Annotated in this window: 18 protein-coding genes; 15 read left to right on the top strand and 3 right to left on the bottom strand. The window is 32.9% G+C overall.

Annotated features, from left to right (window positions below; translation table 11 throughout):
- The first annotated feature begins 9 nt into the window (after positions 1–9).
- From J2S15_RS17030 to rlmD, 6 genes are all read left to right on the top strand, one after another.
- Complete coding sequence (locus J2S15_RS17030; RefSeq protein ID WP_307410536.1) at positions 10–1,146, top strand: glycerate kinase family protein; 1,137 nt, start codon at positions 10–12, stop codon at positions 1,144–1,146.
- The gene (locus J2S15_RS17025; RefSeq protein WP_307410533.1) at positions 1,143–1,331 is read left to right on the top strand and encodes a hypothetical protein; all 189 of its coding nucleotides are present in this window, start codon (positions 1,143–1,145) and stop codon (positions 1,329–1,331) included. Before J2S15_RS17030 ends, J2S15_RS17025 begins: the two co-directional genes overlap by 4 nt.
- Positions 1,279–1,581, top strand: a complete 303-nt coding sequence (locus J2S15_RS17020; protein WP_307410531.1) for a hypothetical protein — start codon at positions 1,279–1,281, stop codon at positions 1,579–1,581. Before J2S15_RS17025 ends, J2S15_RS17020 begins: the two co-directional genes overlap by 53 nt.
- A gap of 90 nt (positions 1,582–1,671) precedes the next feature.
- A complete protein-coding gene (locus J2S15_RS17015) occupies positions 1,672–2,061 on the top strand; it encodes an Inorganic pyrophosphatase (protein ID WP_307410528.1) in 390 nt (129 codons plus the stop codon).
- Between the two features lie 93 nt (positions 2,062–2,154).
- Complete coding sequence (locus J2S15_RS17010) at positions 2,155–2,985, top strand: YihY/virulence factor BrkB family protein (protein WP_307410526.1); 831 nt, start codon at positions 2,155–2,157, stop codon at positions 2,983–2,985.
- Complete coding sequence (rlmD, locus tag J2S15_RS17005; protein WP_307410523.1) at positions 2,970–4,286, top strand: 23S rRNA (uracil(1939)-C(5))-methyltransferase RlmD; 1,317 nt, start codon at positions 2,970–2,972, stop codon at positions 4,284–4,286. The genes J2S15_RS17010 and rlmD overlap by 16 nt, the downstream gene beginning before the upstream one ends.
- 262 nt (positions 4,287–4,548) lie before the next feature.
- On the opposite strand, the gene J2S15_RS17000 is transcribed toward rlmD, so the two are convergent.
- Complete coding sequence (locus J2S15_RS17000) at positions 4,549–5,475, bottom strand: hypothetical protein (RefSeq protein ID WP_307410520.1); 927 nt, start codon at positions 5,473–5,475, stop codon at positions 4,549–4,551.
- A 114-nt stretch (positions 5,476–5,589) separates the two neighbouring features.
- Entirely contained in the window at positions 5,590–6,213 is a 624-nt protein-coding gene (locus J2S15_RS16995; protein WP_307410517.1) for a Crp/Fnr family transcriptional regulator, read from the bottom strand.
- Between the two features lie 308 nt (positions 6,214–6,521).
- On the opposite strand from J2S15_RS16995, the gene J2S15_RS16990 reads away from it, so the two are divergent.
- The 5 genes from J2S15_RS16990 (at position 6,522) to J2S15_RS16970 (ending at position 8,701) form a co-directional block, all read left to right on the top strand.
- Positions 6,522–7,307 carry a pseudouridine synthase gene (locus J2S15_RS16990; RefSeq protein WP_307410514.1) on the top strand — a complete coding sequence of 262 codons (786 nt, stop codon included), beginning with the start codon at positions 6,522–6,524 and terminating at the stop codon, positions 7,305–7,307.
- 215 nt (positions 7,308–7,522) lie between these two features.
- On the top strand, positions 7,523–7,786 hold the full coding sequence (locus J2S15_RS16985) for a type II toxin-antitoxin system prevent-host-death family antitoxin (RefSeq protein WP_307410512.1): 264 nt from the start codon (positions 7,523–7,525) through the stop codon (positions 7,784–7,786).
- Positions 7,779–8,081: a type II toxin-antitoxin system RelE/ParE family toxin gene (locus J2S15_RS16980; RefSeq protein ID WP_307410509.1), complete on the top strand. Its 303-nt coding sequence runs from the start codon at positions 7,779–7,781 to the stop codon at positions 8,079–8,081. Before J2S15_RS16985 ends, J2S15_RS16980 begins: the two co-directional genes overlap by 8 nt.
- 42 nt (positions 8,082–8,123) lie before the next feature.
- The gene (locus J2S15_RS16975; protein ID WP_307410506.1) at positions 8,124–8,348 is read left to right on the top strand and encodes a hypothetical protein; all 225 of its coding nucleotides are present in this window, start codon (positions 8,124–8,126) and stop codon (positions 8,346–8,348) included.
- Positions 8,336–8,701, top strand: coding sequence for a GNAT family N-acetyltransferase (locus J2S15_RS16970; protein WP_307410503.1), 366 nt, complete (start codon positions 8,336–8,338; stop codon positions 8,699–8,701). Before J2S15_RS16975 ends, J2S15_RS16970 begins: the two co-directional genes overlap by 13 nt.
- Positions 8,702–8,750: 49 nt before the next feature.
- Here J2S15_RS16970 and J2S15_RS16965 read toward each other — a convergent pair whose 3' ends face one another.
- On the bottom strand, positions 8,751–9,503 hold the full coding sequence (locus tag J2S15_RS16965) for a Crp/Fnr family transcriptional regulator (RefSeq protein ID WP_307410500.1): 753 nt from the start codon (positions 9,501–9,503) through the stop codon (positions 8,751–8,753).
- A gap of 110 nt (positions 9,504–9,613) precedes the next feature.
- On the opposite strand from J2S15_RS16965, the gene deoD reads away from it, so the two are divergent.
- Genes deoD through J2S15_RS16945 form a run of 4 tightly spaced genes read left to right on the top strand, consistent with a single transcriptional unit; the run spans position 9,614 to position 13,883 of the window.
- Complete coding sequence (gene deoD, locus J2S15_RS16960) at positions 9,614–10,330, top strand: purine-nucleoside phosphorylase (protein ID WP_307410497.1); 717 nt, start codon at positions 9,614–9,616, stop codon at positions 10,328–10,330.
- A gap of 13 nt (positions 10,331–10,343) precedes the next feature.
- A complete protein-coding gene (locus J2S15_RS16955; protein WP_307410494.1) occupies positions 10,344–11,540 on the top strand; it encodes a phosphopentomutase in 1,197 nt (398 codons plus the stop codon).
- A 17-nt stretch (positions 11,541–11,557) separates the two neighbouring features.
- Positions 11,558–13,063: a YjjI family glycine radical enzyme gene (locus tag J2S15_RS16950; RefSeq protein ID WP_307410492.1), complete on the top strand. Its 1,506-nt coding sequence runs from the start codon at positions 11,558–11,560 to the stop codon at positions 13,061–13,063.
- On the top strand, positions 13,044–13,883 hold the full coding sequence (locus J2S15_RS16945) for a YjjW family glycine radical enzyme activase (RefSeq protein ID WP_307410489.1): 840 nt from the start codon (positions 13,044–13,046) through the stop codon (positions 13,881–13,883). Before J2S15_RS16950 ends, J2S15_RS16945 begins: the two co-directional genes overlap by 20 nt.
- Positions 13,884–13,916: the final 33 nt, after the last annotated feature.

Genomic DNA, 13,916 nt, shown 5'->3' with positions numbered 1-13,916 from the left:
GTAAACGCCATGAAAATTGCAGTTGCTTGTGACTCATACAAAGGTTGTATGAGCAGTTCCAAGGTAAACCAAATCATTGAACAAGCCATTCACGATGTAGATGATACATATGGAGTGGTAAGTTTTGTTATGGGTGATGGTGGTGAAGGAACAACTGCTGCATTTGTGGATGCCTGTGATGGTGAAATGGTTACCATAAAAGTAAAGGATGCATACTTTCGTCCAATTGAAGCAACCTATGGTTTAATTGATGATGGAAAGACAGCAGTGATTGAAGTTGCTTCCTGTATTGGATTAAATATGTATGATCGTGAAAAACGCAAACCTATGCATGCAACAAGCTTTGGTGTTGGTGAATTGCTGTTGGATGCCAGTAAACGAAACGTAAAGAAAATTATTTTAGGACTTGGTGGAAGTTCTACCAATGATGGTGGAATGGGGATGCTTCAGGCATTAGGTGCTAAATTCTATGATGAAGAAAAGAATTACTTAAAATCAAATGCTGGACAGCTAAAGAAAATCCATCGTATTGATATTAAAAAGTTTAAGTTTCTGAAGGATATCGAAATCATTGCAGCTTGTGATGTGAAGAATACATTACTGGGTGAAAATGGTGCCACTTATGTATTTGGAAAACAAAAAGGACTGTATCCAAACCAGATAAAGAAACTGGATATCGCAATGAAAGATTATGCTGATAAATTCAAAGATTTAGGTTATGATATAGCAAGTCATGAAGGAAGTGGAGCTGCTGGTGGTATTGGTGGCGCCCTTGCATTACTGGATGCACACTTTATGAGTGGGTTAGAACTTTTGCGTTCTTATAATCATATGGACAATGCTATTGAAACTTGTGATCTTATTATCACAGGAGAAGGTCAAAGTGATGCCCAGACATTGTATGGAAAAGTTCCAGTTGGTGTTTTGGATATTGCGAAGAAATTTAACAAACCTTGTATTTGCATAAGTGGTGCATTAGGAGTAGAATATAATAAGTTATATGATTTGGGCTTTATTGGAATTTACAGTGTTGCAGATCGAGCGATGAGTTTTGAACAAGCGCTTAAACTTGCACCTGATAAATTATATGCCTGTGCATATACCGTTATGAAAACAGTACATTATTTTGTGGAGGATTATAGATGAAAAAATTATTCTTAGTATTGGCTAGTTTCTTGGTTGTTTTGAGTGGTTGTGATAACTCATATGACAGAAGTAGCGACGCTGGTGAGATTGTTGAAATAACTTATAAAGAATATGAAGAAATGAAAAAAGAGGATGGACCATACATGGTTCTTACATCCGCAAACAAACTGTTCACACTGTATTGATTATAAACAAAATGTTCTGGATGTATACATGCCTGAACATGGGTTTAAAATCTATGAGTTGAACCTTACAAATGAGGAAGATCCTCAAGGTGTATTTGATGCTTTAAAAGAAGAATTAGGTGATACTTTCAAGGGTACTCCATCAACAATTATTATTGAAAATAAAGAGGTTGCAGAGTTTATTTCTGGTGAAATGACTGAAGATGAATTAGAAGATCTAGTTGTAGAATATCAGTTAGATAAAAAATAGAAAAAATTAAGCAGATAAGAATACGGTTTAGGTTTCTTATCTGTTTTCTTTATGTTATAGTTATAGTTGTAAATAAGTAGAGGAACTAACATGAGAGAATTTGAAAATAATGCATTATTCTGGCAGAAACTAGATACAATTTTCTTATCAAGTACGTTAACGATTGAACGTCCTAAAGACAGTTCTCATCCAAAATTTAAAAACCTGATTTATCCAGTTGATTATGGATCTTTGGGAGATACAATCGGAAATGATAATGCACCGATTGATGTATTTTGTGGAGAGATGAAGAATAAAACAGTTCAAGCTATTATCGTATCTGCTGATATCTTAAAAAGAGATTGTAAGGTCAAAATTGTTTTGGGATGTAGTGAGGAAGAAATTCGCTCTATTCTGTTATTTTTGAATCAAACAGAATCACAGAAAGCTGTATTGCTTAGAAGAGGAAACGAAGTACCAGAATGGGCAAGTAATAGTTAGCGTTACTTGCTTTTTATTTGGAATAATTTTGAGGGCTATATTTGTTTTTCTAAGATATATCATTTAAAATAATAAGTATTAAAGGGGATGTTTATGAAGAAACTAAAATTAGTGTTCAGTGAATTTTCATCATTTGAAGGAAGTCTGTTTCGATATTCACTATCGTACAGTTTTTTATTGGCATTATTTCCAATGTTAATTGTAGTTGTAATGTTATTCAATAACTCTGTATTAGATATTGAATTATTATTAGAGTATTTATATCGATTTATACCAGAATCATTAATAGCAGATTTTATTGATTATATTACCAATCGCGATTATCCAAACATTGTAACGTTGATTGTTTCCCTTGTACTGGCTTTTAACTTAGCCAGCAGAAGTATTTTCTCATTTATGTTAATCAGTGCCAGAAAAGAAAACTATAATATACCTAAGATCTTAATAAGAATGAAATCATATGTTTTATTTTTACTACTTGTATTAAGTGTAACGGCAATTGCATTAGCTGCTGGATTCTTTCAATATCCACTAGCAGTTACCTTAACCGTAGGATTGTTTATTGTATTTCTGTTATTGTATAAGATGGTCACCTTTGAGAAACGACCTTCCCACTATGGAATAGTTGGAGCTGTATTCTCTACAGCAGTTATTATATTGTTGAGTCAGTTACTATTTACGCTTATTAATTATCTGACATCATATCAAAGTGTTTATGGTCCAATGGCATCACTTGTCATTGCGTTGTTATCCATATATGTAGTATCATCAGTTATTTATTTTGGCTACTGTTTAAATTTGGTATATGGTCCAAGCTATCCAAGAAGAGAATATAAAAATGATAAGTTATATAATTGGGTGATTACTCAAGTTCAAGTGTTAAAGAAGAAAATTAAGGTGTTAATCAAATGGAAACAAAAATAGAGAAAATAGGAATTAATGGAGAAGGAATTGGTTTTATAAATAAGAAACCAATTTTTATTCATGGAGTATTACCTGGGGAATATGCAAATATAAGTATTACGCAAAAGCATGATACATACTCGATTGGTGAACTGAATCGAGTTATTCAAAGTAGCGAAGATCGAGTACTACCTGAGTGTAAGATTCATAAAAAGTGTGGTGCATGCACCATGATGCATGCAAACTACAAAGCCCAACTGAGTTTTAAATATGATATCTTAAGAGAAACATTATGGAAGTATGCAAGAGTCAAAGAATCATTAATTCAACCCGTAGTAGCGAATGAACAACCCTTGTTTTATCGTAATAGTTTAAAACTTCCCTTCGCTATGAAAAATGACAAATTAACGATTGGGATGTACGAACAAAACTCAAATCGATTTGTGGAAGTAAAACAATGTATTGTCCATGAACAACGTTTAGATGAAATTAAAATAGAAATTGTGAAGATATTAAATCAGTATCACTATAAGGCTTATACAAATAATGATAAAAAAGGATTACGTTATCTTGTCTTACGAATGATTGATGATAAGTGTCAGTGTACCTTTGTACATGGTGGTATGAGTTTTGATGATACTTGTATTGATAAGGTTATGAATATACCTGAAGTAATTTCAGTTTGTGAATCGATTAATGCATCAAAAAAACAAATACAGATTTTTGGTGATCAATTGAATGTATTAGAAGGAAAGAAACAGATTAATTTTCGTTTTGATGATTTGAAAGTAACATTATCAGCACGTTCGTTCTTTCAGTTAAATACAAAGCAGGCAGAAAATCTTTATCATATTGTTGATACATTAATTCCAGACCACCAGAATCTTCTTGTGGAAGCATATTGTGGAGTTGGTATTATGTCTTTATTTATGGCAAAGAAAGCGGATAAAGTAATTGGGATTGAATCAATTAAAGATGCAATTAAGAATGCCAGAAGAAACGCAGAGCGCAACAATTTAAAGAATGCGGAATTTATAGTTGGTGATGCTGGGAAACAGTTAGTGAAACTTTCTAAAGTACAACAGATTGATACGTTGATTGTGGATCCTCCAAGAAGTGGTCTTGATGAAACAATGCTGGATTGTATTATGAAAAGTAACATAAAGCAAATTGTGTATGTATCTTGTAATCCGGCTACACTTGCAAAGAATTTGAATGTGTTGTCTAAGAAGTATAATGTAGAAACAGTAATTCCGGTTGATATGTTCTCACAGACTGCGCATATTGAGACATGCGTACTTTTGTCCCACAAAAATTCGTAAACATCTCCACCGACTTTATACACCAGATAATTGAATAAAATGGACTTCAGAGGTAAATCTGATTCATTAGATGAAAAAATCTCTATTTCTTTGATTAACGAAGAAATAGAGATTTTTTCTCTTTATTGCTGATTTTATCATATACCTTATCGAAGCTTGCTAATAGGGTGTAGGTGTTCTCCAAGGTAATGATATCCTGTTCTACGACTTTTCAGCTCTTTGTCCAGAGTAGAGGTATTAATTTATTTTCCTGTTTTAGATTTTATTCCTCCAAAGTCAATAATCTATCAATACCTACCCCACTTATCAGGCAACGATTTTTCTTATTTCCTGTCATTTCACTAATCCAGTTTACAAAACCTCCATCAGCAATTTCAATTACATCATCATTGTGATGCAGATAAATCTTAAAATTTATTCCTTTGTAGTAAGCATTGTCTTCACTATTCAAATCAATAGTAATTTGAGTCTCTGGTAAAGAAGACTTTACTATAGCAGTCATTTTTTCAAAGAATCCATCTCGGGCGGGATAACCTCCACGTTTCCGTAAGCAAATACTTATTTTTGAGTTTTCAATATTTGTAAAGAGGTCTTTGTAATAGTTTAGATGCTTTATTAGCAATTTAGATTCACATGAATATGAACCCTTATCTTTTCCAGAGGAAACTATGCAAAATATTCCAAAGTGAGCATAAAACCCTTCACCTTCAAAGGCTTGAGCACGTACTACTCTTGTAGTCGTAGCATAATGGATAGCATCTTCGTTACATAATGTTTTCTTTTTTAACCCATCAGCAATAATAATTGCTATCATATTAGAAGGGTCTGATAATGTTTCGGTCCCCCGTGATGCACTAATTACATTGTTTTGATTTACACACCCAAAAACACTACAACTACCAAGCGGAGCAGAGGGAGAAAGTAACAGATTTTTAATTCCAAGCTTTTCTGAGAGTGATAACAACTTCACCTCTAAATTATGAAAGGCGATTGGGTCAAATTGGCTTGGACTAGTGAAACGATTGGTAGAAAACGCAGCTAACATGTTTTGAGGTGTCTTTTTTGCTACAGCTGATTGAAAGACACTTAATAGAAAAGAGTTTATATCCGAGTTATTTAGATTTACTATCTTATCTACTATTTTTACATCACCTAAGATGTTTAAAATTCTGGTTATTGCAACATTCATGATATACCTCCTAAGAATTTGTGCTTATAAGTATATTACATTTAGACAACTTAATAATAAAGGTCAATTGACCAATAAAAACAGACATCTTGAAAAATAAGATGTCTGCTTTCATCATTCTATATATGGAAGAAATTTTAGAAGTTCCTTAGGTTCTATAATAATAAACTTGTTATCTGAAAAATCTAGTAATCCTTGCTTTTTACATTCGTCTATTGCCCGATTAACGCTCCTAATAGGCGCATTCACTTCTTTAGCAAGTCGAGATTTATTAAGTGAATCAAGCGTATTTCGATGATAATGCAATGATATACTTCGAAGCAAGCGTTCTTTTACTGTGAGCTCCAAAATGTTTTCTATCAATTGAGAATTAGAAATTAGTTTTTCGGCTAATCCTTGTATTAAGAATGTTGTTGCATTAAAATCATTTTTAATCCATTCCAGAAAATAAGTTCGATAAAGTCGTTTTACAATACAATCTGAAAGTGCTGTAATTTCTACAGGCTTTTTCCCATCGTAAAATTGTTCTATTTCTCCAAAAAAGCTGCCCGATTTATATAAGTAAAGTGTTGCAAAATTTCCATTGGAACTTTGAATGTAAGCTTCAGCAACACCAGATGATAAAAAATAAACGTAATTATTTTCTTCTTCAGCATATAATATAGTATCCCCAGCAGCATAGTTTTTTTCTTGTAATTTATGTTTTACTTCTTTGGGCATTATATCAATAAAATTCATTTTAAATCTCACCTACTTTCTTTCGCAAAAGAGTATATAATTATTATATACGGATTGACGAATAATAGTAAAATTGTTTTTTCCAGTCTTAGTATACAATTAATGCGGAATAAAAAAATAAATAAGTTGATTTATGTATATCAAAAAAGACAAATATAAGATAAAATAAACTGGACACTAAACTAATAAAAAGTAGTCCAGCTTTATTGTGGTAACAAACAGTTAATTCTAATAGAATATGTTTAGTAAAAATCATATGATAAAGCGCAATATATTGCTTATTATACTCGTATAGAAGGGAATTACATATGAAATATGCAAAACAAGTAGGAAAGAAAAAACAGGAAACAAATCAAATAATTAAACATGAGCCAAAAGATGCAGTGCGTCTAAATAAGTACATTAGTAATTCTGGTTATTGTTCAAGAAGAGAAGCAGATAAATTAATCGAACAAGGTTTAGTTTATATTGATGGTGAACTAGCGGTAATGGGGAGTAAAGTACAGGATGGACAAAAAGTTACTGTAGATGGAAAACTTATAAATAAACAAGAGAACTTTGTTTATATAGTGCTAAATAAACCTAAAGGAATTACATGTACATCTGATTTAAAAGATAAAAGTAATATTGTTACCTATATGAATTATGGTAGCCCAATCTTTCCTATTGGTCGTTTAGATAAAGATACAACTGGACTTATCTTACTTACGAATGATGGTGATATTGTGAATAAGATACTACGATCTTCTAATGAACATGAAAAAGAATATATCGTAAGAGTTAATCACAGAATCACAAATGATTTTATCGAGAATATGAGAAATGGTGTAACAATATATAATGCAGTTACCAATGCTTATCAACAAACAAAGCCAGCAATTGTAAATCAGATAGATGATTATACGTTTTCTCTTATAATAACGGAAGGGATGAATCGTCAAATCAGAAGAATGTGTACAGCTCTTAATTATCATGTGGATAAGTTGAAACGTATAAGAGTTATGAATATTAAGGTAGATTATTTAGATCAGGGGTGTTGGCGATATCTTGATGAAAAAGAATTAGAAGTTTTGAATTCAATGCTACATGATTAAGAATAATATAAATTTTGTTAGGAGCGGATAACGCTCTTTTTCTTTTGAAAAATTAGGATAAAAAGATGAAGAAGTTAATAAACTAATAAGCATAAAATAGGAGGTTTGATATTAGGATAGTTACTTAAAGAGGTTTTATTGATATTCTATTATTTTTAAAATGTAAAATGTACAAAAAGATGTTATAATTATGTACAAATAAAGGAGGTTATATTATGCCTAATATTAGACCTATTACAGATTTAAGGAATACAAATGAAATATCAGATATTTGCCATGCTAAGAAAGAGCCTATATTCATCACTAAAAATGGATATGGTGATTTAGTTGTTATGAGTATTGAAGCATATGAGGAACTAGTGAATACACTATACATGGATATGGCAATTGCTGAAGCAGAAGCGGAATATACGACAGAGGCAGATTTATTAGATGCAAAGGATGCTCTAGCTGCTTTAAGAAGGAAACACTTTGGATAAATATTCCCTAAAAATAATGCCAAAAGCTTATAGGGATTTAGATGAACTATATACCTATATTGCAATACATATCGGTGCAGAAGATTTAGCTGATAACTTAATTAATGAAATAGAAAAAGCAATATTTACATTAGACTTTATGCCTAATCGTTATGAGGAACGGTTAATTGGGAATTATGGTGGTAAAGGTTATCGACAATTTTTTATTAAGAATTACGTTATTGTATACCGTGTAGTAGAGGAAAAAAAGAATGTATTAATTGTAACAATTAGATATAAGACAAGCGATTTCTAAAAATTAATTTCGAAATTCAATATAATGTTTGGGAGTAACTACATGAAAATAGAAATAAAAAAATTAAAATTTAGTTTATTAGATGATTACTTATACTTCTTTGAGCATGTCGCACATGAAAATGACAATCCAGAAAACAGTTGCTATTGTGTTGGATGGAACAGTGGGGATGATACTGGAAAAGATTTTTCAACTGCGGAAGATAGAAAAAGATATGCAATCGATAATGTTGAAAAGGAAAAACACAAGGATATTTGGCTTATATAGATAATCAGGTTGTTGGTTGGTGTAATGCAAATGAGAAATCTAAATGTTTACATTGTGAAGGCTGGCAGGGATGTTTAGCTTCTGTGGATTCTGCTACAAATGTGAAAGTTAAATCTATATTCTGTTTTTCTATTGATCCTAATATGAGAAATAAAGGAATTGCAACACAATTATTAAATCAAGTCTGCGAAGATGCTAAAAAAGACGGGTTTACTATAGTGGAAGTATATCCAGATAAAGAATATAATGAACTCTTTCAAGATTTCATGGGACCACTTGGTTTATATAAGAAATGTGGTTTTGAAGTTTATGATGAAACTAATCAAAAATATGTTATGAGAAAAACACTATAACTATAGAAAAACACTTACAGTCACCAAAGAAATGATTGTAAGTGTTTTTCTATTTAACTAAGATTTGGCCATCCCATAAAAGTTTATCAATTGAGATATTATTTTTTGTGACGAATGACTCTATTTTTTTAAATTGATCAATACTAATATAAATCTTTCCACGATATCTTGTGATAAAACCATTCTTTTCAATCTTCTGTAATGATCTATTAAGAGTACGGATGCTGCAAGCCATTTTACCTGCAATTTCTTCACGAGTTGCATTTATCCTAATTGAGCGAGGAACTTCACGTTTTAAATATTCTTCATAGAAATAAACAATGATTCTAGTTTCCATATCTAAGAATATAAATTGTCGCATAAACTGTGTTTCTCTACTTAATACACTCATAATCATATTAACGCGAATAAACAGAGCATTTACATCTGCTTTGATCCAGTTCATATAATCACCAGACTGAATGCGAATACAAGTGCATGGGGTATTTGCACGTAAAGATACGAAGCGTCCAGACACGTTTGAAAATAACTCATAGTCACCTAGTACATCAATGGCTTTATACTCACCAAATGTAAATGGAATACTTGGTACTTTTTCATCTACCATTGCAACCTTACCTTTTAGTAAAAAATATACATAAGTGTTGGCATCTCCGGTTTCCATAATTGCCTGATTTTTTTCATAATTAATGATTTCCATCTGCGATTGCGTGTGCTCTGGGCAGTTCTTAAATATGGTAGAAATAAAAATATAATCCTCTTCTTGTAGGTGCTTCTTACAATAGTCTAAAATATATGACATTTTTAACTCCTTTAGGACACTTGACCTTTTCTTTAATTATACACTAAGATAATATAAAAATGGGTATAAAAGTTATATTTAAGAAAAGAAAATAATGGAGGTTTTTAATAATGGCAACACCACATATTGAAGCAAAAGAAATGGATATTGCAAAAGTAGTTTTAATGCCTGGTGATCCACTGAGGGCAAAGTATATAGCAGAGACATATTTAGAAGATGTTACACAGTTTAATAATGTACGTAACATGTTTGGATTCACTGGAACTTATAAAGGAAAAAGAATTTCGGTAATGGGTTCTGGAATGGGAATGCCAAGCATTGGTATTTATTCATATGAGTTATTTAAGTTTTATGATATCGATGCAATTATTCGTATCGGTAGTGCTGGAGCATATACAGCAGATTTAAAACTATTTGATATTGTATTGGCTGATGATGCATGGAGTGAGTCTTCATTTGCATTAGCACAAAGTGGTGAAGCAAGTGCTGTTATGAAACCTAGTGCAGAGTTAAATACATTAATAAAAGAAACAGCAGCTAGTATTAATAAAACAGTTCATGAGAATCGTATTCATTCAAGTGATGTATTCTATCATGAATCAAATGTAGATGGACATGAAGAATTCTACAGTAAACATGGATGTGTATGTGTGGAAATGGAAAGCTTTGCATTATTCCACAATGCGAATATCTTAGGAAAAAAAGCAGCTTGTTTATTAACAATCTCTGATTCTCTTGTAACAAGTGAGGTTACAACAGCAGAGCAAAGACAAAATTCGTTTAATGAGATGATGGAAATTGCGTTAGAAAGTGCAATTAAAATATAGAGGCATATAAGATATGAAAAAGTATAATCGAGTATTTACAATTGTAGTGGATTCACTAGGAGCAGGAGCAGATGATCTACAAGGATATGATAAAGGAGCAAATACCTTAGGTCATATTAGTGAACATATGCCAAACTTCAAGATTCCTACATTACAAGAAATGGGAATTGCGAATCTGACAAAACTAGCATCAGTACCTGCAGTAGAAAAACCAATTGCAGTTTACACAAGAATGAAAGAAGCTAGTGTTGGAAAAGATACAATGACTGGTCACTGGGAAATGATGGGGTTGCATATTGAAACACCATTCCAGACCTTTACTGAAACAGGATTCCCTAAAGAACTAATTGATGAATTAGAAAAACGTACTGGACGCAAAGTGATTGGAAACAAGGCAGCGAGTGGTACAGAAATTCTTGATGAGTTTGGTGAAGAGGAAATCGCAACAGGAAATATGATTGTATATACATCAGCAGATTCAGTACTGCAAATTTGTGGTAATGAAGAAACGATGGGTTTGGATAATTTATATAAGTACTGTGAGATTGCACGTGAACTTACAATGAAACCAGAATGGAAAGTAGGAAGAGTAATTGCTCGTCCTTATACTGGAAGTAAGAAGGGTGAGTTTGTACGTACTTCGAATCGTCATGACTATGCATTAAAACCTTATGGTAAGACAGCATTAAATGTATTAAAAGATGCAGGTCTTGATGTTATCAGTGTTGGAAAAATTAATGATATCTTTGATGGTGAAGGAATCACTGAGGCATATAAATCAAAGAGCAGTGTACATGGGATGGAGCAGACAATCGATATTGCGAAAAAGGATTGGCATGGTTTATGTTTTGTAAACCTGGTAGACTTTGATGCTCTATGGGGACACAGACGTAATCCGGTAGGATATGGTGAAGAACTGGAACGTTTCGATGTATTACTGGCTCAGTTATTAAAAGAGATAAAAAGTGATGATTTGATAATCGTAGTTGCGGATCATGGGAATGATCCAACTTACGAAGGAAGTGATCATACAAAAGAAATGGTACCGTTCTTAGCGTACAGTACGGATATGGAAGAAGGACAAGGATTGCCAATATTTGATACATTTGCAAATGTTGGTGCTACAATTGTGGATAACTTTGATTTGAAAATGCCAGAAGGCACTATTGGAGTATCTAAGCTTGATGATATTGTGAAATATCGTAAATAAGTTTGAGGAGGCTATTTATGAGCAAAGTAAGTGAGATCATTAAAGATCCAACTTTAACCTATCAACAACAAGTCCTGACACTGGCAAGACTTGCGGAGAGTGAAGATGATTCATTGCCACGTGATCCAGAGTTTCTGGAAGCACTGGAAAATGGAGCGTTATGTGATTTAGGAGAAGGGTTAGCGCCTTATCGTCCAAGATATATTGTTCCTGACTATGAATTATTAATGAAAAAAGGGTGTGAATTCTTAGGGATTGAACCACCAACAGATATTTGGGAAGCAACGAATGCACTGCTTATCTTCTATAAGCATGTTCCAAGTATTACATCGTTTCCTGTATATTTAGGAAACTTCTCAACGCTTTTTGCACCATTTGATACAGATGAGGCAATGACAAGAAAAGCATTGAAATTATTCTTACAACATATTGATAAAACCCTTACCGATTCATTTGTCCATGCAAATATTGGACCTGAAGAAAATCGTGTAGGTCATATTGTATTAGAACTAACACAGGAAATGCAATTAGCTATTCCAAACCTTACACTACTTTATAATCCAGAAAAGACAAGTGAAGCGTTTGCACGCAAATGTGTAGAATGTATGCTGGAAACAAGTAAACCAAGTTTTGCGAATGATGAATTGTATTCAAAGGATATGAATGGAGATTATGCAATCGTAAGTTGCTATAACGCACTGAAAGTTGCAGGTGGTGGATATACATTGCCACGTATCCGTTTATATTACGCAGCCCTACAAGCAAAAGATAAGGATGACTTCCTTAATAACATACTTCCACATTATGTCGAAGTATTACTAAAGAATATGGATCAACGAATTACGTATATTGTAGAGGAATCAAGTTTCTTTAAAAGTAATTTCTTAGCGAAAGAAGGCTTTGTGAAACAAGAAAACTTCACTGGAATGTTTGGTGTGGTTGGTTTGGCAGAGTGTACCAACAAGTTATTAGGAATTACTGATAAGAATAAAGGATATGGACACAGCAAGGAGGCAGAGGAGTTAGCTTCTAAGATTCTTGATGCAATTCATGACATGGTGGAAGATCACCATGGTGTGTATTGTGAAGGATGCAACGATACTTATGTTATGCATGCGCAGGTAGGTATCGATAGCGATGGAACTGATAACTCACCAGGATGTCGTATTCCAATTGGAAACGAACCTGACTTAAGAGACCACTTGTTACTGGAAGCGAAAATGCATAAGCACTTTGTGTCTGGTATTGGAGATATCTTTAAATTTGATGAGACATGGAATAAGAATCCACAGGCATTATTAGATATTATCAAAGGTGCTTTCAAAAGTGGAATGCGTTACTTTACTGGATACAATGCTGATAATGATGTTGTTCGAGTAACTGGTTATTTAGTGAAACGTAGTGAAATTGAAAGATTACGCAACAACGAAGCCTCATTAAATCAGGTAACAGCATATGGTAAAGGTGCAGAAGAAAAAGGAAAAGCACTAAGCAGAAGAGTGTATGAAAAAGGCACTCGTTAATAAAATTATTCCATTTTCAAATGTTGATGGACCAGGAAATCGAACAGCGATATTTGTTCAGGGGTGTCCGTTTTCCTGCTTATATTGTCACAACCCAGAAACGATACATTTATGTAATCATTGTGGAGTATGTGTAGATAAGTGTCCAGTAAATGCTTTATCTAAAGTAGATGGAAAAGTAATATGGAATAAAGAAGCCTGTGTGGAGTGTGATACATGTATTAAAGTGTGTCCACATCTATCGTCTCCTAAAGTACAGGAAATGACAGTGCAGGATATTATCGATTATATAAAGCCACATTTGGCTTTTATCGAGGGGATCACCGTCAGTGGCGGAGAGTGTATGCTATATGCTGACTTTCTGCTGGAACTGTTTGAAGAAGCAAAGAAGTTAGGTCTGACTTGTTTGATTGACAGTAATGGTGCGGTTGATTTTGAAAAGCATGAAGCGTTACTTGATATAAGTGATGGAGTCATGCTCGATGTGAAAGCAAGTGATGAAGACTTTCACTATGAAATTTGCCAATACAATAATATATTAGTCAAAAAGAATTTGGATTATTTGCAGAGTAAAAACAAACTCGAGGAAGTAAGAACGGTATTACTTCCTAATCAAGATGCGCAAAACGAAGCAACAGTTACTTATGTAAGCCAGCATTTACATGATGGCATTCCATATAAACTTCTTCGATTCCGTCCATATGGAGTTCGCTCAGTTGGTATAGAGTACTTTGGAAATGAAAGCGTAAGTGAAAATTATGCAGAAAAATTCAAAAAAGTTGTTTTAGACAACGGACATAGTGATATAATTATTGTATAAATAAAGTATACAGATTGAAATTTTTCAAAAGAA

It is taken from the genome of Breznakia pachnodae, assembly GCF_030814225.1.
In the GTDB taxonomy this organism is placed as follows: domain Bacteria; phylum Bacillota_I; class Bacilli_A; order Erysipelotrichales; family Erysipelotrichaceae; genus Breznakia; species Breznakia pachnodae.
Note: the sequence above shows the minus strand (reverse complement) of the source record. Positions and strands in the feature narration are given on the sequence as shown.

What these genes read in the sequence shown, in the direction of transcription:
- J2S15_RS17010 (WP_307410526.1), top strand. Translation starts at nt 2,155, where the DNA reads ATGAAGAAACTAAAATTAGTGTTCAGTGAATTTTCATCATTTGAAGGA.
- J2S15_RS16985 (WP_307410512.1), top strand. Translation starts at nt 7,523, where the DNA reads ATGCCTAATATTAGACCTATTACAGATTTAAGGAATACAAATGAAATA.
- J2S15_RS17015 (WP_307410528.1), top strand. Translation starts at nt 1,672, where the DNA reads ATGAGAGAATTTGAAAATAATGCATTATTCTGGCAGAAACTAGATACA.
- rlmD (WP_307410523.1), top strand. Translation starts at nt 2,970, where the DNA reads ATGGAAACAAAAATAGAGAAAATAGGAATTAATGGAGAAGGAATTGGT.
- deoD (WP_307410497.1), top strand. Translation starts at nt 9,614, where the DNA reads ATGGCAACACCACATATTGAAGCAAAAGAAATGGATATTGCAAAAGTA.
- J2S15_RS16950 (WP_307410492.1), top strand. Translation starts at nt 11,558, where the DNA reads ATGAGCAAAGTAAGTGAGATCATTAAAGATCCAACTTTAACCTATCAA.
- J2S15_RS16975 (WP_307410506.1), top strand. Translation starts at nt 8,124, where the DNA reads ATGAAAATAGAAATAAAAAAATTAAAATTTAGTTTATTAGATGATTAC.
- J2S15_RS17025 (WP_307410533.1), top strand. Translation starts at nt 1,143, where the DNA reads ATGAAAAAATTATTCTTAGTATTGGCTAGTTTCTTGGTTGTTTTGAGT.
- J2S15_RS16995 (WP_307410517.1), bottom strand. Translation starts at nt 6,213, where the DNA reads ATGAATTTTATTGATATAATGCCCAAAGAAGTAAAACATAAATTACAA.
- J2S15_RS17030 (WP_307410536.1), top strand. Translation starts at nt 10, where the DNA reads ATGAAAATTGCAGTTGCTTGTGACTCATACAAAGGTTGTATGAGCAGT.
- J2S15_RS16990 (WP_307410514.1), top strand. Translation starts at nt 6,522, where the DNA reads ATGAAATATGCAAAACAAGTAGGAAAGAAAAAACAGGAAACAAATCAA.
- J2S15_RS16965 (WP_307410500.1), bottom strand. Translation starts at nt 9,503, where the DNA reads ATGTCATATATTTTAGACTATTGTAAGAAGCACCTACAAGAAGAGGAT.
- J2S15_RS17020 (WP_307410531.1), top strand. Translation starts at nt 1,279, where the DNA reads ATGGACCATACATGGTTCTTACATCCGCAAACAAACTGTTCACACTGT.
- J2S15_RS16945 (WP_307410489.1), top strand. Translation starts at nt 13,044, where the DNA reads ATGAAAAAGGCACTCGTTAATAAAATTATTCCATTTTCAAATGTTGAT.
- J2S15_RS17000 (WP_307410520.1), bottom strand. Translation starts at nt 5,475, where the DNA reads ATGAATGTTGCAATAACCAGAATTTTAAACATCTTAGGTGATGTAAAA.
- J2S15_RS16955 (WP_307410494.1), top strand. Translation starts at nt 10,344, where the DNA reads ATGAAAAAGTATAATCGAGTATTTACAATTGTAGTGGATTCACTAGGA.